Annotated in this window: 25 protein-coding genes and 1 tRNA gene; 8 read left to right on the top strand and 18 right to left on the bottom strand. The window is 53.8% G+C overall.

The genetic code is table 11. From position 1 onward, the window contains the following. Positions 1–135 precede the first annotated feature (135 nt). The 6 genes from APU11_RS22085 to rlmE all read right to left on the bottom strand — a co-directional run bounded on the left by APU11_RS22085 (position 136) and on the right by rlmE (position 5,728). Positions 136–222 (bottom strand) — tRNA-Leu (locus tag APU11_RS22085). 9 nt (positions 223–231) lie between these two features. Next, the gene (gene secG / locus APU11_RS22080) at positions 232–564 is read right to left on the bottom strand and encodes a preprotein translocase subunit SecG (protein ID WP_003861803.1); all 333 of its coding nucleotides are present in this window, start codon (positions 562–564) and stop codon (positions 232–234) included. Between the two features lie 223 nt (positions 565–787). Continuing rightward, on the bottom strand, positions 788–2,125 hold the full coding sequence (gene glmM / locus APU11_RS22075; protein WP_013098919.1) for a phosphoglucosamine mutase: 1,338 nt from the start codon (positions 2,123–2,125) through the stop codon (positions 788–790). Further along, entirely contained in the window at positions 2,118–2,966 is an 849-nt protein-coding gene (gene folP / locus APU11_RS22070; protein WP_058651421.1) for a dihydropteroate synthase, read from the bottom strand. Before folP ends, glmM begins: the two co-directional genes overlap by 8 nt. Before the next feature lie 98 nt (positions 2,967–3,064). Continuing rightward, on the bottom strand, positions 3,065–4,999 hold the full coding sequence (gene ftsH, locus APU11_RS22065; RefSeq protein WP_013098921.1) for an ATP-dependent zinc metalloprotease FtsH: 1,935 nt from the start codon (positions 4,997–4,999) through the stop codon (positions 3,065–3,067). A 102-nt stretch (positions 5,000–5,101) separates the two neighbouring features. Continuing rightward, positions 5,102–5,728, bottom strand: coding sequence for a 23S rRNA (uridine(2552)-2'-O)-methyltransferase RlmE (rlmE, locus tag APU11_RS22060; RefSeq protein ID WP_003861812.1), 627 nt, complete (start codon positions 5,726–5,728; stop codon positions 5,102–5,104). A gap of 127 nt (positions 5,729–5,855) precedes the next feature. Between rlmE and yhbY the strand changes: the two genes are divergently transcribed. Then, positions 5,856–6,149, top strand: a complete 294-nt coding sequence (yhbY, locus tag APU11_RS22055) for a ribosome assembly RNA-binding protein YhbY (protein ID WP_014833438.1) — start codon at positions 5,856–5,858, stop codon at positions 6,147–6,149. A 151-nt stretch (positions 6,150–6,300) separates the two neighbouring features. On the opposite strand, the gene greA is transcribed toward yhbY, so the two are convergent. Next, a complete protein-coding gene (gene greA / locus APU11_RS22050; protein ID WP_013098923.1) occupies positions 6,301–6,777 on the bottom strand; it encodes a transcription elongation factor GreA in 477 nt (158 codons plus the stop codon). A gap of 227 nt (positions 6,778–7,004) precedes the next feature. On the opposite strand from greA, the gene dacB reads away from it, so the two are divergent. The 3 genes from dacB to pmrB are packed head-to-tail and all read left to right on the top strand — an operon-like array spanning position 7,005 to position 10,143. Then, entirely contained in the window at positions 7,005–8,438 is a 1,434-nt protein-coding gene (gene dacB, locus APU11_RS22045; protein ID WP_023622305.1) for a serine-type D-Ala-D-Ala carboxypeptidase, read from the top strand. 2 nt (positions 8,439–8,440) lie between these two features. After that, the gene (gene pmrA / locus APU11_RS22040) at positions 8,441–9,103 is read left to right on the top strand and encodes a two-component system response regulator PmrA (protein ID WP_058651422.1); all 663 of its coding nucleotides are present in this window, start codon (positions 8,441–8,443) and stop codon (positions 9,101–9,103) included. Then, a complete protein-coding gene (gene pmrB / locus APU11_RS22035; protein ID WP_058651423.1) occupies positions 9,100–10,143 on the top strand; it encodes a two-component system sensor histidine kinase PmrB in 1,044 nt (347 codons plus the stop codon). Before pmrA ends, pmrB begins: the two co-directional genes overlap by 4 nt. Positions 10,144–10,181: 38 nt before the next feature. Here pmrB and cgtA read toward each other — a convergent pair whose 3' ends face one another. From cgtA to rplU, 4 genes are all read right to left on the bottom strand, one after another. Beyond that, positions 10,182–11,354, bottom strand: coding sequence for an Obg family GTPase CgtA (gene cgtA, locus APU11_RS22030; protein WP_014833442.1), 1,173 nt, complete (start codon positions 11,352–11,354; stop codon positions 10,182–10,184). Further along, complete coding sequence (locus APU11_RS22025; protein ID WP_013098928.1) at positions 11,351–12,325, bottom strand: DMT family transporter; 975 nt, start codon at positions 12,323–12,325, stop codon at positions 11,351–11,353. Before APU11_RS22025 ends, cgtA begins: the two co-directional genes overlap by 4 nt. 96 nt (positions 12,326–12,421) lie before the next feature. Then, the gene (rpmA, locus tag APU11_RS22020; RefSeq protein WP_004385076.1) at positions 12,422–12,679 is read right to left on the bottom strand and encodes a 50S ribosomal protein L27; all 258 of its coding nucleotides are present in this window, start codon (positions 12,677–12,679) and stop codon (positions 12,422–12,424) included. Between the two features lie 19 nt (positions 12,680–12,698). After that, complete coding sequence (rplU, locus tag APU11_RS22015) at positions 12,699–13,010, bottom strand: 50S ribosomal protein L21 (RefSeq protein WP_003025032.1); 312 nt, start codon at positions 13,008–13,010, stop codon at positions 12,699–12,701. A gap of 257 nt (positions 13,011–13,267) precedes the next feature. On the opposite strand from rplU, the gene ispB reads away from it, so the two are divergent. Together ispB and sfsB are read left to right on the top strand one after the other, a co-directional pair. Further along, positions 13,268–14,239, top strand: coding sequence for an octaprenyl diphosphate synthase (gene ispB / locus APU11_RS22010; RefSeq protein ID WP_013098929.1), 972 nt, complete (start codon positions 13,268–13,270; stop codon positions 14,237–14,239). 228 nt (positions 14,240–14,467) lie between these two features. Next, positions 14,468–14,755 (top strand): DNA-binding transcriptional regulator SfsB, encoded by a 288-nt coding sequence (sfsB, locus tag APU11_RS22005; RefSeq protein WP_038983629.1) that lies wholly within the window; start codon positions 14,468–14,470, stop codon positions 14,753–14,755. A gap of 63 nt (positions 14,756–14,818) precedes the next feature. Here the strand turns inward: sfsB and murA are convergent, their stop codons facing one another. The 7 genes from murA to mlaF all read right to left on the bottom strand — a co-directional run bounded on the left by murA (position 14,819) and on the right by mlaF (position 19,612). Next, positions 14,819–16,078, bottom strand: coding sequence for a UDP-N-acetylglucosamine 1-carboxyvinyltransferase (murA, locus tag APU11_RS22000; RefSeq protein ID WP_013098931.1), 1,260 nt, complete (start codon positions 16,076–16,078; stop codon positions 14,819–14,821). Between the two features lie 50 nt (positions 16,079–16,128). Beyond that, entirely contained in the window at positions 16,129–16,383 is a 255-nt protein-coding gene (ibaG, locus tag APU11_RS21995) for a BolA family iron metabolism protein IbaG (RefSeq protein WP_008501458.1), read from the bottom strand. Positions 16,384–16,509: 126 nt separating this feature from the next. Further along, positions 16,510–16,803, bottom strand: coding sequence for a lipid asymmetry maintenance protein MlaB (gene mlaB / locus APU11_RS21990; protein ID WP_023622313.1), 294 nt, complete (start codon positions 16,801–16,803; stop codon positions 16,510–16,512). Next, the gene (gene mlaC, locus APU11_RS21985) at positions 16,803–17,438 is read right to left on the bottom strand and encodes a phospholipid-binding protein MlaC (protein ID WP_013098933.1); all 636 of its coding nucleotides are present in this window, start codon (positions 17,436–17,438) and stop codon (positions 16,803–16,805) included. The genes mlaB and mlaC overlap by 1 nt, the downstream gene beginning before the upstream one ends. Positions 17,439–17,456: 18 nt before the next feature. After that, positions 17,457–18,005 (bottom strand): outer membrane lipid asymmetry maintenance protein MlaD, encoded by a 549-nt coding sequence (mlaD, locus tag APU11_RS21980; protein ID WP_013098934.1) that lies wholly within the window; start codon positions 18,003–18,005, stop codon positions 17,457–17,459. 4 nt (positions 18,006–18,009) lie between these two features. Then, positions 18,010–18,792: a lipid asymmetry maintenance ABC transporter permease subunit MlaE gene (mlaE, locus tag APU11_RS21975; protein WP_010436044.1), complete on the bottom strand. Its 783-nt coding sequence runs from the start codon at positions 18,790–18,792 to the stop codon at positions 18,010–18,012. A gap of 7 nt (positions 18,793–18,799) precedes the next feature. After that, positions 18,800–19,612: a phospholipid ABC transporter ATP-binding protein MlaF gene (mlaF, locus tag APU11_RS21970; protein WP_020687352.1), complete on the bottom strand. Its 813-nt coding sequence runs from the start codon at positions 19,610–19,612 to the stop codon at positions 18,800–18,802. Between the two features lie 228 nt (positions 19,613–19,840). Between mlaF and APU11_RS21965 the strand changes: the two genes are divergently transcribed. Further along, positions 19,841–20,818: a calcium/sodium antiporter gene (locus tag APU11_RS21965; protein ID WP_013098936.1), complete on the top strand. Its 978-nt coding sequence runs from the start codon at positions 19,841–19,843 to the stop codon at positions 20,816–20,818. Between the two features lie 13 nt (positions 20,819–20,831). Continuing rightward, the gene (gene kdsD / locus APU11_RS21960; RefSeq protein WP_029883390.1) at positions 20,832–21,818 is read left to right on the top strand and encodes an arabinose-5-phosphate isomerase KdsD; all 987 of its coding nucleotides are present in this window, start codon (positions 20,832–20,834) and stop codon (positions 21,816–21,818) included.

The following is a 21,818-nucleotide window of genomic DNA, read 5'->3' as shown; positions in this document are numbered from 1 at the left end:
CCTTCGTAGGCCCGGTAAGCGCAGCGCCACCGGGCAATGGCGGGTGGCGCTGCGCTTACCCGCCCTACAAAAGATCAAATCCACAGAAGACAGACGAAAAAAAAGACGTCTTTCGACGTCTTTTTTCTGGAATATTGGTACCGAGGATGGGACTCGAACCCACAAGCCCGTTAGGGCACTACCACCTCAAGGTAGCGTGTCTACCAATTCCACCACCTCGGTACGGAATACTTACTGCGGGATATCGCTGGTTGGCTTAGCCGGTGCAGCTGGCTGAGTCTGCTCAGTTTTCGCTGGCGCGCTCAGATTTTCCCACTCGCTTCCTTTGCTGGTCTTGTTGCTGTTGATATTGCCAAGCACCAGGCTGATGATAAAGAACAGCGTAGCCAGAATCGCTGTGGTACGGGTCATGAAGTTCGCAGAACCACTTGAACCGAACAGCGTACCGGAAGCGCCTGCTCCGAAGGAGGCTCCCATATCAGCGCCTTTACCTTGCTGCAGCATAATCAGCGCTACGAGAGCGATGGCTACAATAAGGAAAATAACTAAAAGAGCTTCGTACATAATCAACCTGTTCCTTGCGGATTTGCCGCATACCAATGCTTCGACCAATTAGCAGGATTTTTGTTTCCCACTGAAGCGGGTGTGAATACTAACCAAAGCGAATGACCTTCGCAAGGGCAATTTTGACGCATTGTATCAACTGCAGAAAAAAACAGCAAAAAGCCATTAAATGCTTAAAACTAAGGCGGCAAGCGCCGCCTTTTTAAACACTTACTGTGAAAAGTTATGCAGCTTTTACAGCATCTGCAATACGGTGCGCAAATTCAGTCACCTGCGCTTCGTCTTCGCCTTCCACCATCACGCGGATCAGCGGTTCAGTACCTGACTTACGCAGCAGGACACGCCCACGGTTGCCAAGCGCAGCTTCAACGTCTGCCATCACCGCTTTGACGTTATCATTTTCCAGCGGATCGCCTTTGCCTGCGGTGAAGCGCACGTTAACAAGGATCTGCGGGAACATTTTCATGCCGCTGCACAGATCGTGCAGGCTCATATGGTTACGTGCCATCGCGGCAACAACCTGAAGCGCTGCCACAATGCCGTCACCGGTGGTGGTTTTGTCGAGCAGGATCACATGGCCGGAGTTTTCAGCGCCAATGCGCCAGCCTTTCTCCTGCAGTTTTTCCAGCACGTAGCGGTCACCCACCTTCGCGCGAACAAACGGGATCCCCAGCTGTTTCAATGCCAGCTCCAGACCCATGTTGCTCATCAGCGTGCCAACCGCACCACCGCGCAGCTGTCCCTGACGCAGACCTTCACGCGCAATAATGTAGAGGATCTGGTCGCCATCGACCTTGTTCCCTTCGTGGTCAACCATGATCACACGGTCGCCGTCGCCGTCCAGGGCAATACCCAGGTCCGCTTTTTCTGCCAGCACGCGTGCCTGCAGGGCACGAACGTCCGTCGCACCAACCTGTTCGTTAATGTTCAGACCATCAGGCTCACAGCCGATGGTGATCACTTTCGCCCCCAGCTCGCGGAAAACATTCGGCGCAATGTGATACGTCGCGCCGTTTGCACAGTCCACCACAATTTTGAGGTGAGCCAGGCTTAGCTCGTTCGGGAAGGTCCCTTTGCAGAATTCAATGTAACGGCCAGCCGCATCAACAATACGGTTTGCTTTGCCCAGCTCAGCGGAATCAACACAGGTGATCTCTTTTTCCATTTCAGCTTCGATCGCCTCTTCCACATCATCCGGCAGCTTGGTGCCATCGATGGAGAAGAACTTGATACCGTTATCATAGAACGGGTTATGTGAGGCTGAAATCACGATGCCGGCTTCCGCACGGAAGGTACGCGTCAGATAGGCGACAGCAGGTGTTGGCATTGGGCCAGTAAAGGATGCTGAAAGCCCGGCAGCGGCGAGACCGGCTTCCAGTGCGGACTCCAGCATATAGCCGGAAATGCGGGTGTCTTTGCCAATGATGATCTTACGCGAGCCATGACGCGCCAGAACCTTGCCAGCAGCCCAACCAAGCTTAAGCACAAAATCAGGGGTGATTGGAGCATCGCCTACGCGCCCACGGATACCATCGGTACCAAAATATTTACGATTACTCATAGCGTTTCTTTTCCTTCGCTGCCAGTGTGGCTTCCACCACACGCATGGCTTCTACTGTTTCTTTAACATCATGGACACGGATAATATGCGCGCCTTGCATTGCTGCAATCACCGCGCAGGCCAGACTGCCGCTCAGGCGCTCACTCGGCCCGACATTCAGCAACTGCCCAATCATCGACTTTCTCGACATGCCAACCAGCAACGGCAGGCCGAAATGATGAAACTCTGACAGGCGCGCAAGCAACGCATAATTGTGGGAGAGATTTTTACCGAAACCGAACCCCGGGTCGAGCAGCAATTTCTCTTTTGCGATACCTGCACGCTCACAGCGTGCAATATGCTCAATAAAGAAGCGATTCACATCTGCAAAGACATCCTCATACTTAGGCGCATCCTGCATCGTTTTCGGTTTTCCCTGCATATGCATCAGACAAACCGGCAGCCCGGTTTCCGCAGCCGCTTCAATCGCCCCCGGCTCGGTCAGAGAGCGGATATCATTGATGATGTGAGCACCCACTCGCGCCACTTCATGAATCACCTCTGGCTTAGACGTGTCCACGGATATCCACACCTCAAAACGTTGTGCGATGGCTTCAACCACCGGCACCACTCGCGCCAGTTCTTCCTCCACCGAAACCTCTGCCGCCCCCGGACGCGTCGACTCACCGCCAACGTCAATGATGGTAGCGCCCGCGTTGATCATCAGATTGGCGTGCTTAACCGCCTCAATAAGCGTGTTATGCGTACCGCCATCTGAGAAGGAGTCAGGGGTAACATTCAGGATACCCATCACATGCGGATGTGAGAGATCGAGATGCGAGTCCTGGGCGAAAAGTTTCATGGCTAAATCCCTGGTATTAATGTGGTTAAACAGAAAAGAAAAACCCCGGAGCAAGCTCCAGGGTTTGAGGTACAGACACACTCGCCAACAGCAGTGACTTACTTGTCGCCCAACTGTTCTGACATGGTGTTACCCGGGTTCGGCGTACGCGGTTCATCAACCGGACGCGGCGCACGCGGGGTGCCATTGTTGTCAGAATTGTTGGAAGCGCCTGGGTCTTCCCAGCCTGCTGGCGGACGCACTTCGCGGCGAGCCATCAGGTCGTCAATCTGCGGAGCATCGATGGTCTCATATTTCATGAGCGCATCTTTCATCGAATGCAGGATGTCCATATTGTCGTTCAGGATCTGACGTGCGCGACCGTAGTTACGTTCAATCAGCGCTTTCACTTCCTGGTCGATGATACGAGCCGTTTCATCAGACATATGTTTCGCTTTCGCCACAGAACGGCCCAGGAATACTTCGCCCTCTTCCTCTGCATAAAGCAGTGGACCGAGTTTGTCGGAGAAGCCCCACTGAGTCACCATGTTACGCGCCAGGTTTGTCGCCACTTTAATATCGTTGGACGCACCGGTAGAAACATGTTCCGGACCGTAGATAATCTCTTCCGCCAGACGACCGCCGTACAGGGTTGAAATCTGGCTTTCCAGCTTCTGACGGCTGGCGCTGATCGCGTCGCCTTCAGGCAGGAAGAAGGTCACACCCAGCGCACGACCGCGCGGAATGATCGTCACTTTATGCACCGGATCGTGTTCCGGCACCAGGCGACCGATAATCGCATGGCCCGCTTCGTGGTATGCTGTGGACTCTTTTTGCGCTTCCGTCATCACCATGGAGCGACGTTCCGCACCCATCATGATTTTGTCTTTCGCTTTTTCGAATTCCACCATCGACACTACACGTTTGTTACCGCGAGCGGCAAACAGTGCAGCTTCGTTGACCAGGTTAGCCAGGTCCGCACCGGAGAAGCCCGGAGTACCGCGCGCAATGATTGCCGCGTCGATATCTGGCGCCAGCGGTACGCGACGCATGTGCACTTTCAGAATCTGTTCACGACCACGAACATCCGGCAGACCGACCACAACCTGACGGTCGAAACGGCCTGGACGCAGCAGCGCAGGGTCAAGAACGTCCGGACGGTTAGTTGCCGCGATAACGATAATACCTTCGTTACCTTCGAAGCCGTCCATCTCAACCAGCATCTGGTTCAGGGTCTGCTCACGTTCATCGTGACCACCGCCCAGACCAGCGCCACGCTGGCGGCCTACGGCGTCGATTTCATCGATGAAGATAATGCACGGTGCTGCCTTTTTAGCCTGCTCGAACATGTCACGCACACGAGATGCACCGACACCCACGAACATTTCTACGAAGTCAGAACCTGAAATAGTAAAGAACGGTACCTTCGCTTCACCCGCGATGGCTTTCGCCAGCAGGGTCTTACCGGTACCCGGAGGGCCGACCATCAGGACGCCTTTCGGGATCTTACCGCCCAGCTTCTGGAAACGGCTCGGCTCGCGCAGGTATTCAACCAGTTCACCCACCTCTTCTTTTGCTTCGTCACAACCGGCGACGTCTGCAAACGTGGTTTTGATCTGATCTTCCGTCAACATACGCGCCTTGCTCTTACCGAACGACATGGCACCTTTGCCACCGCCGCCCTGCATCTGGCGCATAAAGAAGATCCAGACGCCGATAAGAAGCAGCATCGGGAACCAGGAGATGAAGATAGAAGCCAGCAGGCTCGGTTCTTCTGGCGGCTCACCTACCACCTTGACGTTTTTAGTCAGAAGGTTATCAAGCAGCTTAGGATCGTTCACCGGGATGTAAGTCGTGTAACGGTTACTATCTTTCTTGGTAACGTTGATCTCACGTCCGTTGATACGCGCTTCGCGAACCTGGTCCTGATTGACCTCCTGCAGGAAGGTAGAATAATCCACCTTGCGGCCATTCGACTCGCTGGGCCCAAAGCTCTGGAATACTGACATCAGCACAACGGCAATGACCAGCCAGAGTATTAGGTTTTTCGCCATGTCACTCAAGGGATTAACCTCATATTACAACTGTGTTAAAAACAGCGTCAGGATACTCTATATCCAGTGTCATTCAAACTTTCGTCTGAAATCTACCGGTTATCATTTTCGCCCGGTCGCTACAATATACACTTCACGGGAACGGGCCCGGGAAGAGTCCGGCTTACGAACTTTAACCTTCGCAAACAGGGAGCGAATTTCCTTAAGATACTCCTCGAAACCTTCGCCCTGAAACACCTTCACAACAAAACTACCACCAGGCGCTAGTACATCACGACACATTTCTAACGCTAGCTCCACCAGATACATGGCGCGGGGGATATCCACCGCCGGTGTTCCACACATATTTGGTGCCATATCCGACATGACAACCTGGACCTTACTGTCACCAACACGATCAAGTAACGCTTTCAGCACTAATTCATCACGAAAGTCGCCCTGAAGGAAGTCGACACCAACGATGGGATCCATTGGTAAAAGATCGCATGCGATGATGCGGCCCGTGCCGCCAATCTGCGTTACCGCATACTGCGACCATCCGCCAGGTGCCGCACCGAGGTCAACCACCGTCATCCCCGGCTTAAAAAGTTTGTCACTTTGCTGTATTTCATCAAGTTTAAACCAGGCACGGGAACGCAACCCCTTTTTCTGTGCCTGTTGAACATATTTATCGCTAAAGTGTTCCTGAAGCCAGCGGCTGGAGCTGGCAGAACGCTTTTTACCTGTCATTTAACATTTCCGTCCTGGTTCATCGTTGCTTGCCTGTGACGTAAATTTCTACGCAGCTATTTGGCGATATAAGGGAGATGGCGGTAGAATGAACCGTTTTCAATCCCAACGTAAGCAAAAATATACGATGAATCTGAGTACTAAACAAAAACAGCACCTTAAAGGTCTGGCACATCCGCTCAAGCCTGTAGTCATGCTTGGCAACAATGGTTTGACCGAAGGGGTGCTTGCCGAGATTGAACAAGCGCTGGAACACCACGAGCTGATCAAGGTGAAAATTGCCTCTGAAGACAGAGACACGAAGAACTTGATCGTGGAAGCCATCGTGCGCGAAACCGGTGCCTGTAACGTGCAGGTCATCGGTAAAACGCTGGTGCTCTATCGCCCAACTAAAGAGCGTAAAATCTCGCTGCCACGCTAAGGATATCCTGAATTAAACACATTTTCTGTGTAAAACGAGGGATTTCTGTCAGCAGGTGAGCAAAATGCCATGCTCCTTGAGTTGATAAAAGGCCGCTATGCGGCCTTTTTCCTTTCTTTACAATGTATCAACATCTTCGTAGAGAGGCGAATTACAGGTACTCAACCTTAATAATTTCGTATTCCACTTCGCCACCCGGGGTACGGATGGTCACGACATCGTCCTGCTCTTTGCCAATCAGGCCGCGAGCAATCGGTGAGTTCACTGAAATCAGGTTCTGTTTGAAGTCTGCTTCATCGTCACCCACGATGCGGTAAGTCTGCTCTTCGTCAGTGTCCAGGTTCAGCACGCTAACGGTTGAACCAAAGATCACACGCCCATTGTTTGGCATTTTGGTGATATCGATAACCTGCGCATTGGACAGCTTAGCTTCGATATCTTTAATACGCCCTTCACAGAAACCCTGCTGCTCACGCGCCGCGTGGTATTCAGCGTTCTCTTTCAGGTCGCCATGCTCACGCGCTTCCGCGATAGCGGCGATGATTTCAGGGCGACGAACAGATTTCAGGAAATCCAGCTCTTCGCGCAGTTTTTCGGCACCACGTAAGGTCATCGGAATAGCTTGCATTTGTTATACCTCTTAAACATTCCTGTTGGGAGCAGTGTTCCCTGCCCCGGCCCTCGCGAGCGGGCCAGAAGCAAAAAGAAAACCGACCCGGGAGCAACGCCCCAGGTCAGCAGCAATTTTCAATTTGATACGTATTTTACCGCGAAGTTCACTATGGGTCATCGTTTACTTTGCAGTGCCATGCACCGTAGTATGACGGTTTGTTTTCGGGTTGTTAGCGCGAGATTATGCGATTTTCCAGATTTATCATCGGATTGACTACCAGTATAACGTTCAGCGTTCAGGCCGCGAATGTTGATGAATACATTAATCAGCTCCCTGCCGGGGCCAACCTTGCTCTGATGGTGCAGAAGGTCGGCGCGCAGGCACCTGAGATTGACTACCACAGTCAACAAATGGCGCTGCCTGCCAGTACTCAGAAGGTGATCACTGCGCTCGCTGCCCTGCTTCAGCTTGGTCCTGACTTCCGTTTTACCACGACTCTTGAGACCAGGGGAGAGGTTAAAGACGGTGAGCTGAAAGGCGATCTTATTGCCCGTTTTGGCGGTGACCCCACCTTCAAACGTCAGGATATCCGCAACATGGTGGCGGTGCTGAAAAAATCTGGCGTACAGAAGATCGATGGCAACGTGTTGATCGACACCTCCATCTTTGCCAGCCACGATAAAGCGCCGGGCTGGCCGTGGAACGACATGACGCAGTGCTTTAGCGCACCGCCATCGGCAGCGATTGTTGATCGTAACTGCTTCTCGATTTCGCTTTACAGCGCGCCAAAACCGGACGATTTAGCGTTTATTCGCGTGGCGTCTTACTACCCGGTCACCATGTTTAGCCAGGTCCGAACGCTGGCAAAAGGCTCCCCGGATGCGCAATATTGCGAACTGGATGTGGTGCCCGGCGACCTTAACCGTTTCACGCTTACCGGGTGCCTGACGCAACGTGCCGATCCCCTCCCGCTGGCCTTCGCCATCCAGGATGGTGCAAGCTACGCGGGCGCAATTCTCAAGGACGAACTGAAACAGGCTGGGATCACCTATACCGGTACCCTGCTCCGCCAGACGCAGGTTAATCAACCCGGCACGGTTATCGCCAGCAAACAGTCTGCACCGTTGCACGATTTGCTAAGGATCATGCTGAAGAAGTCTGACAATATGATCGCCGACACCGTGTTCCGCATGATTGGTCACGCGCGTTTTGGCGTTCCGGGAACCTGGCGTGCGGGTTCCGACGCTGTGCGTCAGATCCTTCGTCAGCAGGCGGGGATCGATTTGGGCAATACTATCGCTGTCGATGGCTCTGGGTTATCGCGACACAATTTGATCTCCCCGGCAACCATGATGCAAGTGCTTCAGTACATTGCACAACATGACACTGAGCTAAACTTTATTTCGATGCTGCCACTTGCCGGGCATGACGGTTCACTTCAGTACCGGGCCGGTCTTCACGCTGCCGGTGTGGACGGTAAGGTATCAGCCAAAACAGGTTCACTGCAGGGTGTTTACAACCTTGCAGGCTTCATCACCACCGCCAGCGGGCAGCGTCTGGCATTCGTGCAGTATCTTTCCGGCTATGCCGTCGAACCGGCCGACCAGCGCAATCGCCGTATCCCGCTGGTGCGCTTCGAAAGCAGGCTTTATAAGGACATCTACCAGAATAACTAGCGATGAAACTACTTATAGTTGAAGACGATCTGTTATTACAGGAAGGGCTGGCGCTGGCGCTGTCCAATGAAGGCTATGCCCTCGACTGCGCCGCCACGGCGGCAGAGGCGGATGCCCTGATCCAGAGCGGTGAATACAGTCTGGTGATCCTCGATCTGGGCCTCCCGGATAAAGACGGGGCCACGTTGTTAAGCCAGTGGCGGCGTCGCGGTGCCGACAACCCGGTGTTGATCCTGACGGCGCGCGATGCCATCGAAGATCGTATCAACGGCCTGGATTCCGGCGCGGATGATTATCTGGTGAAGCCGTTTGCCCTTGCAGAGCTACAGGCGCGCGTGCGGGCGTTAATTCGCCGCTATCAGGGGCACAGTGATAACTTACTGACCGACGGTGATATTACGCTGAATCTGCAAACTCAGCAGGTGCTGTGCCAGTCTCTGCCTGTTGAGGTCACACCGAAAGAGTTCGCCCTGCTTACGCGTCTGATCATGCGTAGCGGGCAGACGGTACACCGTGAAACCCTCCAGCAGGATATCTACTCCTGGCAGGACGATCCGGGGTCAAATACCCTTGAAGTCCACATTCACAATTTGCGACGCAAACTTGGCAAAGACCGGATAAAAACCGTTCGTGGCGTGGGTTATCGTCTGGAGAGACAGAAATGAACAGTATGCGTCGGCGATTAATGGTTTTGCTGGCGGTGATCCTGTTATTTTTCCAGTTGATAAGCGTGATCTGGCTGTGGCATGAAAGCCGCGAACAGATTGGCTTTCTGGTCAATGAAACGCTGTCTGCAAAGGCACGTAACAACCATGTCGAAAAAGAGATCCGCGAAGCGATTGCCTCGCTGCTGGTCCCTTCCCTGGTGATGGTCGGTTTTACCCTGCTCTTCTCCTTCTGGGCAGTCACCTGGATAACTCGTCCGCTGAAACAATTGCGGGCCAGTCTGGCAAATCGTTCGGCGGACAACCTCACTCCGCTGCCCATGTATTCAGATATGGAAGAGATTGGCGCCGTCACAACCTCTCTTAACCAATTGCTCGCCAGGCTTGATCACACCATACAACAGGAAAGGCTCTTTACCGCCGATGCCGCGCATGAACTGCGAACCCCACTCGCCGGGATCAGGTTGCATCTGGAACTGATGGCACAGTCAGGTTCGCCACAGGCTTCAGCATTAATCAGCCGTATCGATCAACTCATGCATACCATTGAACAGCTGCTGATGCTGGCGCGGGCCGGGCAGGCAATGGCGAGCGGCCACTACGAGACGGTAAACTGGACAGACAATATCATCACCCCGCTTGGCCTTGAGCATGAAGCCAAAGAACATACGGTGATATGGCCAGCCAAAAGTCCGCTAACGGTGCAGGGGGACGCGGTGCTTCTGCGACTCATGCTGCGTAACCTGCTGGAGAATGCCGGGCGCTACAGCCCAGCAGGGACCACCATCACAGTGACATTGACCGCACAGGACGGCGGTACGCGGGTCAGCGTAATCGATCAGGGTCCCGGTATTGATGAAGCACACCGGCAGTCGATTACCGAGCCGTTCCGTCGTCTCGATCAGCGCTACGGTGGCAGTGGCCTGGGTCTGAGCATTGTGCAACGCATTGTGCAGCTTCACCACGGAAAGCTGACGCTGGAGAATGCCGCAGAAGGCGGTCTCATTGCCAGTTGCTGGCTGCCTTCAACGTTAGAATAAAAAAAAGCACCTGTATCAACAGGGGCCTTATCGGGTCATTAGTGCTTGTAGATGAACTCGACGCCTTCTTCGTCGTCTTCATCCCAGTCGTCGTCCCAGTCGTCTTCCTCTTCCGCTTCCAGCTCTTCAAGCTGTTGACGGTGGTAGTCATCCCACATGAATTCGACTTTTTCAGGCTGCTTCGCTTCTTCCGCCTGAACAACCGGGTTCTCGATGATAAAGGTCATCACATCCCAGCAGAGATCTTTCACGCCAACCTGGCTTGCCGCAGAGATCAGGTAGTATTTCTCTTCCCACCCCATCGCTTCAGCAATGGCTTTCGCTTTTGCTTCCGCTTCGGCTTTATCCATCAGGTCAATCTTGTTAAAGACCAGCCAGCGCGGTTTGTTCGCCAGTTTCTCGCTGTATTTCTCCAGCTCGCCGACGATGATACGGGCATTTTCTACCGGATCGGACCCGTCGATCGGATCGATATCGATGAGGTGCAGCAGTACACGGCAGCGCTCAAGGTGTTTCAGGAAGCGGATACCCAGACCGGCACCTTCCGCTGCGCCTTCAATCAGACCCGGGATATCGGCAACCACAAAGCTCTTCTCGTTATCCATACGGACAACGCCCAGGCTTGGCACCAGCGTGGTAAACGGATAGTCCGCTACTTTTGGCTTAGCGGCAGAGACGGCGCGAATAAAGGTGGATTTACCAGCGTTTGGCATCCCCAGCATCCCCACATCGGCCAGCAGCATCAGCTCCAGCTGCAGGTCGCGCTTATCGCCCGGTGTACCCATTGTTTTCTGACGCGGCGTACGGTTGACGGAAGATTTGAAACGGCTGTTGCCCAGACCGTGCCAACCCCCTTTTGCAACCATCAGACGCTGACCATGTTTGGTCATATCGCCCATGGTCTCACCTGTACCCTGATCGATCACACGCGTACCCACCGGCACCTTAATGGTGACGTCTTTGCCACGTTTACCGGTACAGTCACGGCTCTGGCCGTTCTGGCCACGCTCAGCGCGGAAAGATTTTTCGAAACGGTAGTCGATCAGCGTGTTGAGGTTCTCATCCGCCTCCAGCCATACGTCACCGCCGTCGCCGCCATCGCCGCCGTCAGGGCCACCACGAGGAATATATTTTTCACGGCGGAAGCTTACGCAACCGTTGCCGCCATCACCTGCCACGACCAGGATCGTCGCTTCATCAACAAACTTCATTTTACTCTCCGTAAATCATTCGCCTGAGCGGGGACCGCTTCATTTTTGCGCCAACGCCCCCAGAGACGATGACCAATGGCGGAATACATCGCGCCCGCAACCACGACAAACGCACCGAGATAGCCCAACAGGTTGAGCATCGGTCTGACGAAGACATCGGGCCAGGCCATTGATAACAAATCTGAAAATAACAGCGTAAACAGCGGAGTGAGCGTAATCAATGCGCTCACCTGTGCTGCCTGCCAGCGCGCCATTGCTTCGGCCAGCGCGCCATAACCGACCAGCGTATTCAGCCCACAAAATATGAGGCACGCCAGCTGCCAGTCGCTAAGCTGAGTGATCACCCCCGGCTTCGCTAACGGCAATAATGCTATTGTACACAAAGTGTACAGCAAAAAGAGGATCTGCTGTGAGGCAAGACGACGCAATAACACCTTTTGCGCGACGCCATAGCTCACCCAAACCGTTGCTGCCCCCACACCGAAGATTACACCCCAGGTGTAATCGGTCAGGCGGGTAAAAATCTCTATCAGGCTGGTATTGAAGAACATTACCAGGCCACATAGCAGCATGCTCGCCCCGACGATCTGCGTACCGCGCATCTTCTCCTTGAGGATAACGACGCTGGCAACCATCATGCCGACCGGTGAAAGTTGACCAATCACTTGCGACGCCGTCGGGCTGAGATATTGCAGGGAAGAACTGAACAGAATGAAGTTACCAAACAGTCCCCCCGTCGCAATAGCCAGTAATACCAGCCAGCGCGGTTTACGGAAGAGACGCAGGGGCGGAAGCTTGCCTTTAACAGCAAGGATGGCCCCCAGGCCGATACTTGCCATCAGAAAGCGATAAAACACCACCGTAGGCGGTTCCATCACTTCCAGTACCTGCTTCATTGCAATTGGCAGCGCACCCCAGCACATTGCGGTTGTGAGCGCCAAAAGAATTCCAATGCCGGCCTGCTGCTTCATGCCCGTTTTCCCTACAGAAAAAATTACCGGGTTTCCAATGTAAAAAGCCCCGCAACAGGTTGCGGGGCTTTAATCCGTTACCGGACCGAGAAAACCTTACTCAGCAACGATGCTGATGTATTTACGGTTGTTCGGGCCTTTAACTTCAAATTTCACTTTACCGTCTGCTTTAGCAAACAGAGTGTGGTCACGACCGCAACCTACGTTGTTGCCAGCGTGGAATTTGGTACCACGTTGACGAACGATGATGCTACCCGCCAGAACGGATTCGCCACCGAAACGCTTAACGCCCAGGCGTTTAGCTTCTGAATCGCGACCGTTACGTGTGGAGCCGCCAGCCTTTTTATGTGCCATTTAAATCTCTCCTCAGGTCTTAGGCGCTGATGCCAGTAATTTTCACATCAGTGAACCACTGACGGTGGCCCTGCTGCTTACGGTAGTGTTTACGACGACGAAACTTAACGATTTTAACTTTCTCGCCACGACCGTGAGCAACAACTTCAGCTTTGATAACGCCGCCATCAACGAAAGGAACGCCGATTTTGACTTCTTCACCGTTTGCGATCATCAGAACTTCTGCGAACTCAACAGATTCGCCAGTTGCGATGTCCAGCTTTTCCAGGCGAACGGTCTGACCTTCGCTTACTCGGTGTTGTTTACCACCACTTTGGAAAACCGCGTACATATAAACTCCGCTTCCGCGCACATCCTCGTATGAATCAGAGTGCGCTATAAATATTCACAATAGGGCGCGAATATTACGCAAAACGCGAGCCTTTGACAAGTGCTACCATCAATACATGAAGAAAAAAAACACAACACGTACGGTAGCGTTTATCTGAGCCGTTTTTTCAGTACAATCAGCAATACTATTGATAAACCGAAACCCTTCGTTACCCCATTAAAGATGGGATAAACAGGATAAAAAGCCCGGCTTTTGCGATGAATTTAGAAAAAATCAACGAGTTAACCGCGCAAGATATGGCGGGTGTGAATGCAGCAATCCTGGAACAACTCAACTCTGATGTTCAGCTAATCAATCAGTTGGGCTATTACATCGTCAGCGGCGGCGGTAAACGTATTCGCCCGATGATTGCCATACTGGCCGCCAGAGCCGTGGGTTATCAGGGAAAGGCTCATGTCACTATCGCAGCACTGATCGAATTTATTCACACTGCGACGCTTCTGCATGATGATGTTGTGGATGAATCAGACATGCGTCGTGGCAAAGCCACGGCAAACGCCGCCTTCGGCAACGCAGCCAGCGTTCTGGTCGGTGATTTTATCTATACCCGTGCCTTCCAGATGATGACCAGCCTCGGCTCTCTGAAAGTGCTGGAAGTGATGTCTGAAGCCGTTAACGTGATCGCGGAAGGCGAAGTGCTGCAGCTGATGAACGTCAACGATCCTGACATCACCGAAGAAAATTACATGCGCGTAATCTACAGCAAAACCGCGCGCCTGTTTGAAGCCGCGGCGCAATGTTCCGGCATTCTGGCTGGCTGTACCGCTGCGCAGGAAAAAGGGCTGCAGGACTACGGCCGTTATCTGGGGACCGCATTCCAGCTGATTGACGATTTGCTGGACTACAGTGCTGATGGCGAAACGCTCGGCAAAAACGTCGGCGATGACCTCAACGAAGGTAAACCGACCCTGCCGCTGCTCCATGCCATGCACAACGGATCCGCTGACCAGGCGAAAATGATCCGTGAAGCGATTGAGCAGGGAAATGGTCGCCATCTACTGGAACCGGTACTGGAAACAATGGCCATCTGTGGCTCGCTGGAGTGGACGCGTCAGCGCGCTGAAGAAGAGGCGGATAAAGCCATCGCGGCACTGCAGGTCATTCCAGACAGCCCATGGCGCGATGCGTTAATCGGCCTTGCCCACATCGCCGTACAGCGCGATCGTTAACGTCTCGCTTCTCCCCGCGGCCTTCGCGGGGAGATTTCAATAAGTTCTTATAAATTCCATATTCACGTAAAATCATCGGCTTACAGACCGCATGAATAAAGCCATGTCTTATTCTGAATATTCCTTCAAGTAACGCGAACTTTTTAGAGCCCGTGTTCAAAATGAGTATAGTAACCCCGTCGTTTCGGTAGAAATGACGTGGGTGATTACGAACACAAGGACAGCTTTATGGATATGAAATTTATCGACTGGCACTCAGCAGATATTATTGCTGCACTGCGCAAAAAAGGAACATCGCTCGCCGCTGAATCACGTCGCAATGGATTGAGCTCATCAACGCTGGCAAATGCCCTGACTCGCCCCTGGCCAAAGGGTGAATTGATTATTGCATCGGCGCTGGAGACGCACCCGTGGGTCATTTGGCCCTCGCGTTACCACGATCCCATTACCCATGAGTTTATTGACAGAACACGCATGATTCGCCAGAAAAAAACCAGGAAAGAGCAACCGGTCTGACACGCTTTTTTTGACAGGAACAGCAACCCCCCGGCCATCTCTGGCAGGGGGCTGCCGGAACGATTACTCGCCCTTCACACGCTCGATATTGGCACCCAGCGCGCGCAGTTTGTCTTCAATACGCTCGTAACCACGATCGATGTGGTAGATACGATCCACAACCGTCGTTCCTTCCGCGATACAACCCGCTAATACCAGGCTCGCAGACGCACGCAGATCGGTTGCCATAACCTGCGCACCGGAGAGCTTCTCAACACCGTGGCAAATCACCGTGTTACTTTCGATCTCTGCATGTGCGCCCATACGGATCAGCTCCGGTACGTGCATGAAGCGGTTCTCGAAGATAGTCTCGGTGATCACACCGGTACCTTCCGCCACCAGGTTCAGCAGCGTGAACTGAGCCTGCATATCGGTCGGGAATGCCGGATGCGGCGCCGTGCGAACGGTTACCGCTTTTGGACGTTTACCGTGCATATCAAGGCTGATCCAGTCTTCACCGGTTTCGATATCCGCACCCGCTTCACGCAGCTTCGCCAGCACCGCATCCAGGGTGTCAGGCTGCGCATTACGGCAAACAATCTTGCCGCCAGAAATGGCCGCAGCCACCAGGAAAGTCCCGGTTTCAATACGGTCTGGCAGAACGCGATACACACCGCCACCCAGACGCTCAACGCCTTCAATGGTGATGCGATCGGTACCCTGGCCAGAGATTTTTGCACCCAGCGCCACGAGGAAGTTGGCAGTATCCACAATTTCCGGCTCGCGCGCGGCGTTTTCGATAATGGTGGTACCTTCTGCCAGCGTTGCCGCGGACATAATGGTGACGGTTGCGCCAACGCTCACTTTATCCATGACAATGTGTGCGCCTTTCAGGCGGCCATTAACGGACGCTTTAACGTAACCTTCTTCCAGTTTGATCTCCGCGCCCAGCTTCTCCAGACCGAAGATATGCAGGTCAACAGGACGCGCGCCAATGGCGCAACCACCAGGCAGTGACACCTGGCCCTGACCAAAACGCGCTACCAGCGGGCCAAGCGCCCAGATGGATGCACGCATGGTTTTCACCAGGTCGTACGGTGCTGAGAAGTTGTTCACGTTGCTGGCATCGATCCAGACGGAGCCATTACGCTCGACTTTCGTCCCCAACTGGGTGAGCAGCTTCATGGTGGTGTCGATATCTTTCAGCTTCGGTACGTTCTGAATTTCTACCGGCTCTTCCGCGAGCAGCGCAGCAAAGAGGATCGGCAGCGCGGCGTTTTTCGCGCCAGAAATTGTGACTTCGCCCTGGAGGCGCGTCGGCCCCTGTACACGAAATTTATCCATGGTGTGCTCTCTTATAAATTCAACCGTGCTGCGGGCGCATCGCCCTCAGCTCAAAAACCGTTTAGTTTGCGATCGCGTGCCCACTCTTGCGGGGTGAACGCTTTAATCGACAGGGCGTGGATGCGGTTATCCGCAATATATTCCATCAGCGGCGCGTACACAGCCTGCTGTTTCTTCACACGGCTCATACCGTCGAACATCTCACCCACAGCAATAACCTGGAAGTGACTGCCATCGCCTGTGACGTGGGCTTCCTGAAGGGAGAGTGCATTCATCAGCACTGTCTGGATTTCATGATTTTCCATGGGTTCTTAATCATCTGATAGTGAAAACAAGCCCAACATCTTAGAGCAAAGTGGCGTCGTCTTAAACAAGCAAAAAGCCCCGACGATGAAACTGTCAGGGCTTTCAGAAGTAACGCACTGAAAATATTAATGCGGCAGTACGTCCTGAGGAAGATTGTAGAGCTGCGCCAGGGTGACGACATTATCGCTGGCCCCGTGAAGCATTACGGTTGCCCCCTGCTTTTTCCCCACGGCAATGAGGTGGGCAAGCAGCGCCACCCCAGCCGTATCTACCCGCGTGACGCCGCTCAAATCGATCAGCGTAACGCCCTGCATGGCGTCATGGCGTTTATCCCATAACGGGTTGAGCAGATCCTGATCGAGTTCACCGGACAGCTTTAATGTTTCGCCCTCACGCGACCAGCTCAGTTGCTGCGACATTACTTCTTCTCATCCAGGGTGATTTTCTGGCGAGAGATAGACTGCAGCTGGGCGGTCAGGCCATCAATGCCTTTAGTACGCAGCAGGTCGCTCCACTCATTCTGTTTAGTCGTGATCATGCTCACCCCTTCGGCGATCATGTCATACGCCTGCCAGTTACCGGTCTGGCTGTTTTTACGCCACTGGAAATCCAGGCGAACCGGTGGACGACCGTTAGGATCGATGATCGTGACGCGAATAGGCACTATGGTGGCATCACCCAGCGGCTGTTCCGGTGCAATCTGGTAGGTCTGGCCGTGGTACATCGCCAGCGCCTGGCCGTAAGCCTGTTTCAGGTATTCACGGAAGGCAGCAAAGTAGGCTTCACGCTGCGCAGGGGTAGCGTCTTTGTAATAACGCCCCAGCACCAGCGCACCGGCATATTTGATCTGCACATACGGCAGCAGCTCCTGGTCGACCACGTCACGCAGATAATCAGGATTAGAACGAATTTTAGGCTGTTCGTTTTTAAGACGATCGAAGGTTTTCTTCGCGGCTTCGTCCATCAGTTTGTACGGGTTGCTCTGATCCGCGGCGTGTGCTGCCGTGAGAGGGGCAATAACCAGCATGGCAACCATTAACAGTCGTTTAAACATGAATGACTTCTCCTGATATTAATTCGTCGTGCCAGGTGTCGGTGCGACGTTGGTATGATCTTCAGTCTGCGCAGGGGCAGCATCGGACTTTTTATCATCTCCCTTACTGTTGTAAAGGAACTGACCAATCATGTCCTCCAGCACCATCGCGGACTTGGTATCCTGGATCACGCTACCGTCTTTAAGGATAGTCGTTCCAAGCTCAGGATCTTCAAAGCCCACGTTCAGTGCCAGATATTGTTCGCCCAGCAGGCCGGAGGTGCGGATAGAAAGCGAGCTGGTATCCGGGATATGGTTGTAACGCTCTTCAATATCCATCGCCACGCGCGGCAGATAGGTTTTTTCATCAAGCGTAATGTCAGCCACACGGCCAATAACCACACCGCCAATACGCACAGGAGAGCGCGCCTTCAGCCCTCCGATATTGTCGAAAGTGGCATAGATGCGATAAGTCGGTTCGGTACGCACTGAGGTGATATCCGCCGCTCTCAGGCAGATAAACAGTGCGGCAAGCAGTGCCAACAACAGGAACACGCCGACCCAAATTTCATTTTTTCTCGTTTGCATGAACTCAATTCCCAAACATCAGTGCGGTGAGCACAAAATCCAGACCCAGTACGGCCAGCGACGAATGTACGACAGTACGTGTAGTTGCACGGCTAATGCCCGCCGACGTCGGGATGGCATCGTAACCATTAAATAACGCAATCCAGGTGACCGTAATGGCAAATACCACGCTTTTAATCAAACAGTTAACCAGATCCATTCGCAGATCGATGGCGTCCTGCATGGCAGACCAGAAGAAACCGGCATCAATCCCTTTCCAGTGAACGCCCACCAACGAACCGCCCCAGATACCGACGGCCACAAACAGGATAGTCAGCAACGGTAAGGAGATAACCCCTGCCCAGAAACGGGGTGAGATAACACGCCGCAACGGATCGACCGCCATCATTTCCATACTGGAAAGCTGCTCGGTGGCACGCATCAGACCAATCTCTGCGGTGAGTGCCGACCCCGCGCGTCCGGCAAACAGCAGTGCCGCCACCACCGGCCCCAGTTCACGCAGCAGCGAAAGCGCCACCAGCATGCCGAGGCTGGTTTCCGCGCTGTAGGTCGTCAGAACAAGGTAGCCCTGCAGCCCCAGCACCATGCCGATAAACAGACCGGACACAATGATGATCAGCATCGACAGCACGCCGACGTTATAGAGTTGCCGTACCAGTAAAGGCGCGTGCTTGCGGAACTCCGGCTTGCCGACCAGCGCGTTGAACAACATCAATCCGGCGCGCCCGAACGTCCTGATGGTTTTTATGCCACGGTGTCCAAGAGCGGCCAACGCATTTAACAGCATGAGTGGCTTAACTCCCTATTCCCAATAAATCGTCACGATAGTCGCCCGCAGGGTAGCGGAACGGCACAGGCCCATCCGCAATACCGTCGAGGAACTGCCGTACTCGCGGATCGCAGTTTTCCTGCAACGCCTGGGCGCTGCCGTGCGCGACGATCCTTTTGTCTGCCACAATGTAGGCATAGTCGGCAATACTCAACACTTCCGGCACATCGTGAGACACCACAATGCAGGTGACGCCGAGCGCGCTGTTCAATTCAGAGATGAGCTTCACCAGCACGCCCATCGTAATTGGATCCTGTCCGACAAACGGTTCGTCGAACATGATTAAATCGGGTTCCAGCGCAATGGCTCTCGCCAGCGCGGCGCGACGCGCCATGCCACCAGACAGCTCTGACGGCATCAGCTTTGCGGCGCCACGCAGCCCTACCGCCTCCAGCTTCATCATTACCGTGCTTTTCAGCAGCTCTGGCGGAAGCTGCGTATGCTCGCGCAGCGGATAGGCGACATTATCAAAGACGTTCATGTCGGTGAACAAGGCCCCCGACTGAAAGAGCATGCTCATCCGCTTGCGCACAGTATACAGGCGCGACCGCGACATCTCCGGTACGTTTTCGCCGTCGAAGAGGATTTCACCGCTATCGGGTGGGATCTGCCCACCGATAAGTCGCAGCAGGGTCGTTTTACCGATCCCGGACGGTCCCATGATGGCTGTGATTTTGCCACGTGGCACGGTCAACGAAATATCATCAAATATCAATCTGTTGCCGCGAGAAAAGCTCACCCCACGGACATCGACTAAATTCGCCATCGTTTGGCTCATTTACGGTTCCTTTCTTACCCTGCTTCATGCGAAGCGTGAAGCTTAAATCAGCCCTAAACCCCACATTTTTACAGAATATTAGCCGTAGAGGTTAGCGAAAGCTGGCATTTGTTTTACTTTTCCGGCGCATAAAGTCAAAATTAGGAATTCGTTACGTCTTAGGCTGTATGCAGCGCTAACAATTCCCGCGCGGTGGACCGGCGAGTATACCTGAAGAAAGGACTTTTGATGCTTTTAGCAACAGCACTGTTAATAATTGGTTTACTTTTGGTGGTCTACAGTGCTGACCGTTTGGTGTTTGCTGCATCGATCCTGTGCCGCCTCACTGGCGTCCCACCTGTTGTCATCGGGATGACCGTGGTCAGTGTTGGAACCTCCCTGCCTGAAATCATCGTCTCTGTGACGGCATCGCTGCATGGTCAGATAGACCTTGCTGTTGGCACCGCGATTGGCTCTAACATCGTCAATATTCTGCTTATTCTGGGCCTGGCCGCGCTGCTCCATCCATTTCGCGTGCATTCTGATGTTCTGCGCCGGGAATTGCCGCTAATGTTGATCGTAAGCCTGTTGGCAGGATGCGTATTTTACGATGGCGTTCTGAGCTACAGTGACGGCATTTTCTTGCTGGCGCTGGCGGTCATCTGGCTGCTCTATAGTGTTAACATTGCCCGCCTGGCGGAAAAACAGGGTCAGGACAGCCTGACACGTGAGCAGGTCGCCGAGCTACCGCGTGAAGGTACGCTGCCTGTTGCACTGCTCTGGCTGGGTGTCGCGTTGATCATTATGCCCATGGCAACACGGATGGTCGTGGATAACGCGACGGTACTGGCGAATTATTTCGCCATGAGCGAACTGACCATTGGCCTGACCGTGATCGCCATCGGCACCAGCCTGCCGGAGCTGGCCACGGCCATTGCCGGGGCACGTAAAGGTGAAGATGACATCGCCATCGGCAATATTATCGGCTCGAACATCTTCAATATTGCCATCGTCATGGGCCTGCCAGCCCTGATAACGCCCGGGCCGTTTAACCCGCTGGCCTTCTCACGTGATTACGGGGTGATGTTGCTGGTAAGCGTTATCTTTGCCCTGCTCTGCTGGCGGCGGCAACGACAGATCGGCAAAGGCGCAGGCGCGCTGCTGACGGGTGGATTTATCGTATGGATGGCGATGCTGTACTGGCTTTCGCCTCTTCTCTCTGGGTAAACGGAAACGCATTATGTCGCAAATAGAATTGCAGCCGGGTTTTGACTTTCAGAAAGCAGGCAAAGACGTTCTGGAGATTGAACGTGAAGGTCTGGCGCAGTTAGATCAGTACATTAATCAGGATTTTAGTCTGGCCTGTGAGAAGATGTTCTACTGTGCCGGTAAAGTCGTGGTAATGGGGATGGGCAAGTCCGGCCACATTGGCCGCAAAATGGCCGCCACTTTCGCCAGCACCGGCACCTCCTCCTTCTTTGTACATCCAGGAGAAGCGGCACACGGCGATCTGGGCATGGTGACGCCGCAGGATGTCGTCATTGCGCTGTCAAACTCCGGGGAGTCCAACGAGATCCTGGCACTGATACCGGTTCTGAAGCGGCTGCAGGTCCCGCTCATTTGCATGACCAGCCGCCCGGAAAGCAGCATGGCACGTGCGGCGGATATTCACTTGTGCGTGAAAGTGCCGAAAGAGGCCTGCCCACTGGGACTTGCGCCGACATCCAGCACCACCGCGGCGCTGGTAATGGGCGACGCGCTTGCCGTTGCGCTCCTTGAAGCCCGCGGTTTTACCCCTGAAGATTTCGCGCTTTCCCATCCTGGCGGTGCGCTGGGTCGGAAACTGCTGCTGCGGGTTAACGATATTATGCATACTGGCGATGAAATCCCTCACGTCAGTAAAGAGGCCTCCCTGCGTGATGCGCTGCTGGAAATCACCCGTAAAAACCTGGGCATGACGGTGGTGTGTGACGATCTGATGAAGATCGAAGGGATTTTCACCGACGGTGATCTGCGTCGCGTGTTCGACATGGGCGTGGATGTTCGCACGCTGGGTATTGTCGATGTGATGACGCCCGGCGGGATTCGCGTTCGCCCGGGCACGCTGGCGGTGGATGTACTGAACCTGATGCAGTCCCGACATATCACCTCAGTGATGGTTGCCGATGGCGACCAATTGCTGGGTGTGGTACATATGCATGATCTGCTGCGCGCAGGCGTAGTGTAA

The organism is Enterobacter sp. 50793107 (assembly GCF_001463365.1).
Classification (GTDB): Bacteria; Pseudomonadota; Gammaproteobacteria; order Enterobacterales; family Enterobacteriaceae; genus Enterobacter; species Enterobacter cloacae.
Note: the sequence above shows the minus strand (reverse complement) of the source record. Positions and strands in the feature narration are given on the sequence as shown.

Bases quoted from the DNA above. Each gene is read 5' to 3' on its own strand.
- cgtA (WP_014833442.1), bottom strand. From the start codon at position 11,354: ATGAAGTTTGTTGATGAAGCGACGATCCTGGTCGTGGCAGGTGATGGC.
- murA (WP_013098931.1), bottom strand. From the start codon at position 16,078: ATGGATAAATTTCGTGTACAGGGGCCGACGCGCCTCCAGGGCGAAGTC.
- mlaB (WP_023622313.1), bottom strand. From the start codon at position 16,803: ATGTCGCAGCAACTGAGCTGGTCGCGTGAGGGCGAAACATTAAAGCTG.
- ibaG (WP_008501458.1), bottom strand. From the start codon at position 16,383: ATGGAAAATCATGAAATCCAGACAGTGCTGATGAATGCACTCTCCCTT.
- APU11_RS21965 (WP_013098936.1), top strand. From the start codon at position 19,841: ATGCTTTTAGCAACAGCACTGTTAATAATTGGTTTACTTTTGGTGGTC.
- pmrB (WP_058651423.1), top strand. From the start codon at position 9,100: ATGAACAGTATGCGTCGGCGATTAATGGTTTTGCTGGCGGTGATCCTG.
- pmrA (WP_058651422.1), top strand. From the start codon at position 8,441: ATGAAACTACTTATAGTTGAAGACGATCTGTTATTACAGGAAGGGCTG.
- dacB (WP_023622305.1), top strand. From the start codon at position 7,005: ATGCGATTTTCCAGATTTATCATCGGATTGACTACCAGTATAACGTTC.
- sfsB (WP_038983629.1), top strand. From the start codon at position 14,468: ATGGATATGAAATTTATCGACTGGCACTCAGCAGATATTATTGCTGCA.
- ftsH (WP_013098921.1), bottom strand. From the start codon at position 4,999: ATGGCGAAAAACCTAATACTCTGGCTGGTCATTGCCGTTGTGCTGATG.
- greA (WP_013098923.1), bottom strand. From the start codon at position 6,777: ATGCAAGCTATTCCGATGACCTTACGTGGTGCCGAAAAACTGCGCGAA.
- rpmA (WP_004385076.1), bottom strand. From the start codon at position 12,679: ATGGCACATAAAAAGGCTGGCGGCTCCACACGTAACGGTCGCGATTCA.
- rplU (WP_003025032.1), bottom strand. From the start codon at position 13,010: ATGTACGCGGTTTTCCAAAGTGGTGGTAAACAACACCGAGTAAGCGAA.
- folP (WP_058651421.1), bottom strand. From the start codon at position 2,966: ATGAAACTTTTCGCCCAGGACTCGCATCTCGATCTCTCACATCCGCAT.
- ispB (WP_013098929.1), top strand. From the start codon at position 13,268: ATGAATTTAGAAAAAATCAACGAGTTAACCGCGCAAGATATGGCGGGT.
- mlaF (WP_020687352.1), bottom strand. From the start codon at position 19,612: ATGAGCCAAACGATGGCGAATTTAGTCGATGTCCGTGGGGTGAGCTTT.
- kdsD (WP_029883390.1), top strand. From the start codon at position 20,832: ATGTCGCAAATAGAATTGCAGCCGGGTTTTGACTTTCAGAAAGCAGGC.
- mlaC (WP_013098933.1), bottom strand. From the start codon at position 17,438: ATGTTTAAACGACTGTTAATGGTTGCCATGCTGGTTATTGCCCCTCTC.
- secG (WP_003861803.1), bottom strand. From the start codon at position 564: ATGTACGAAGCTCTTTTAGTTATTTTCCTTATTGTAGCCATCGCTCTC.
- yhbY (WP_014833438.1), top strand. From the start codon at position 5,856: ATGAATCTGAGTACTAAACAAAAACAGCACCTTAAAGGTCTGGCACAT.
- mlaE (WP_010436044.1), bottom strand. From the start codon at position 18,792: ATGCTGTTAAATGCGTTGGCCGCTCTTGGACACCGTGGCATAAAAACC.
- APU11_RS22025 (WP_013098928.1), bottom strand. From the start codon at position 12,325: ATGAAGCAGCAGGCCGGCATTGGAATTCTTTTGGCGCTCACAACCGCA.
- glmM (WP_013098919.1), bottom strand. From the start codon at position 2,125: ATGAGTAATCGTAAATATTTTGGTACCGATGGTATCCGTGGGCGCGTA.
- rlmE (WP_003861812.1), bottom strand. From the start codon at position 5,728: ATGACAGGTAAAAAGCGTTCTGCCAGCTCCAGCCGCTGGCTTCAGGAA.
- mlaD (WP_013098934.1), bottom strand. From the start codon at position 18,005: ATGCAAACGAGAAAAAATGAAATTTGGGTCGGCGTGTTCCTGTTGTTG.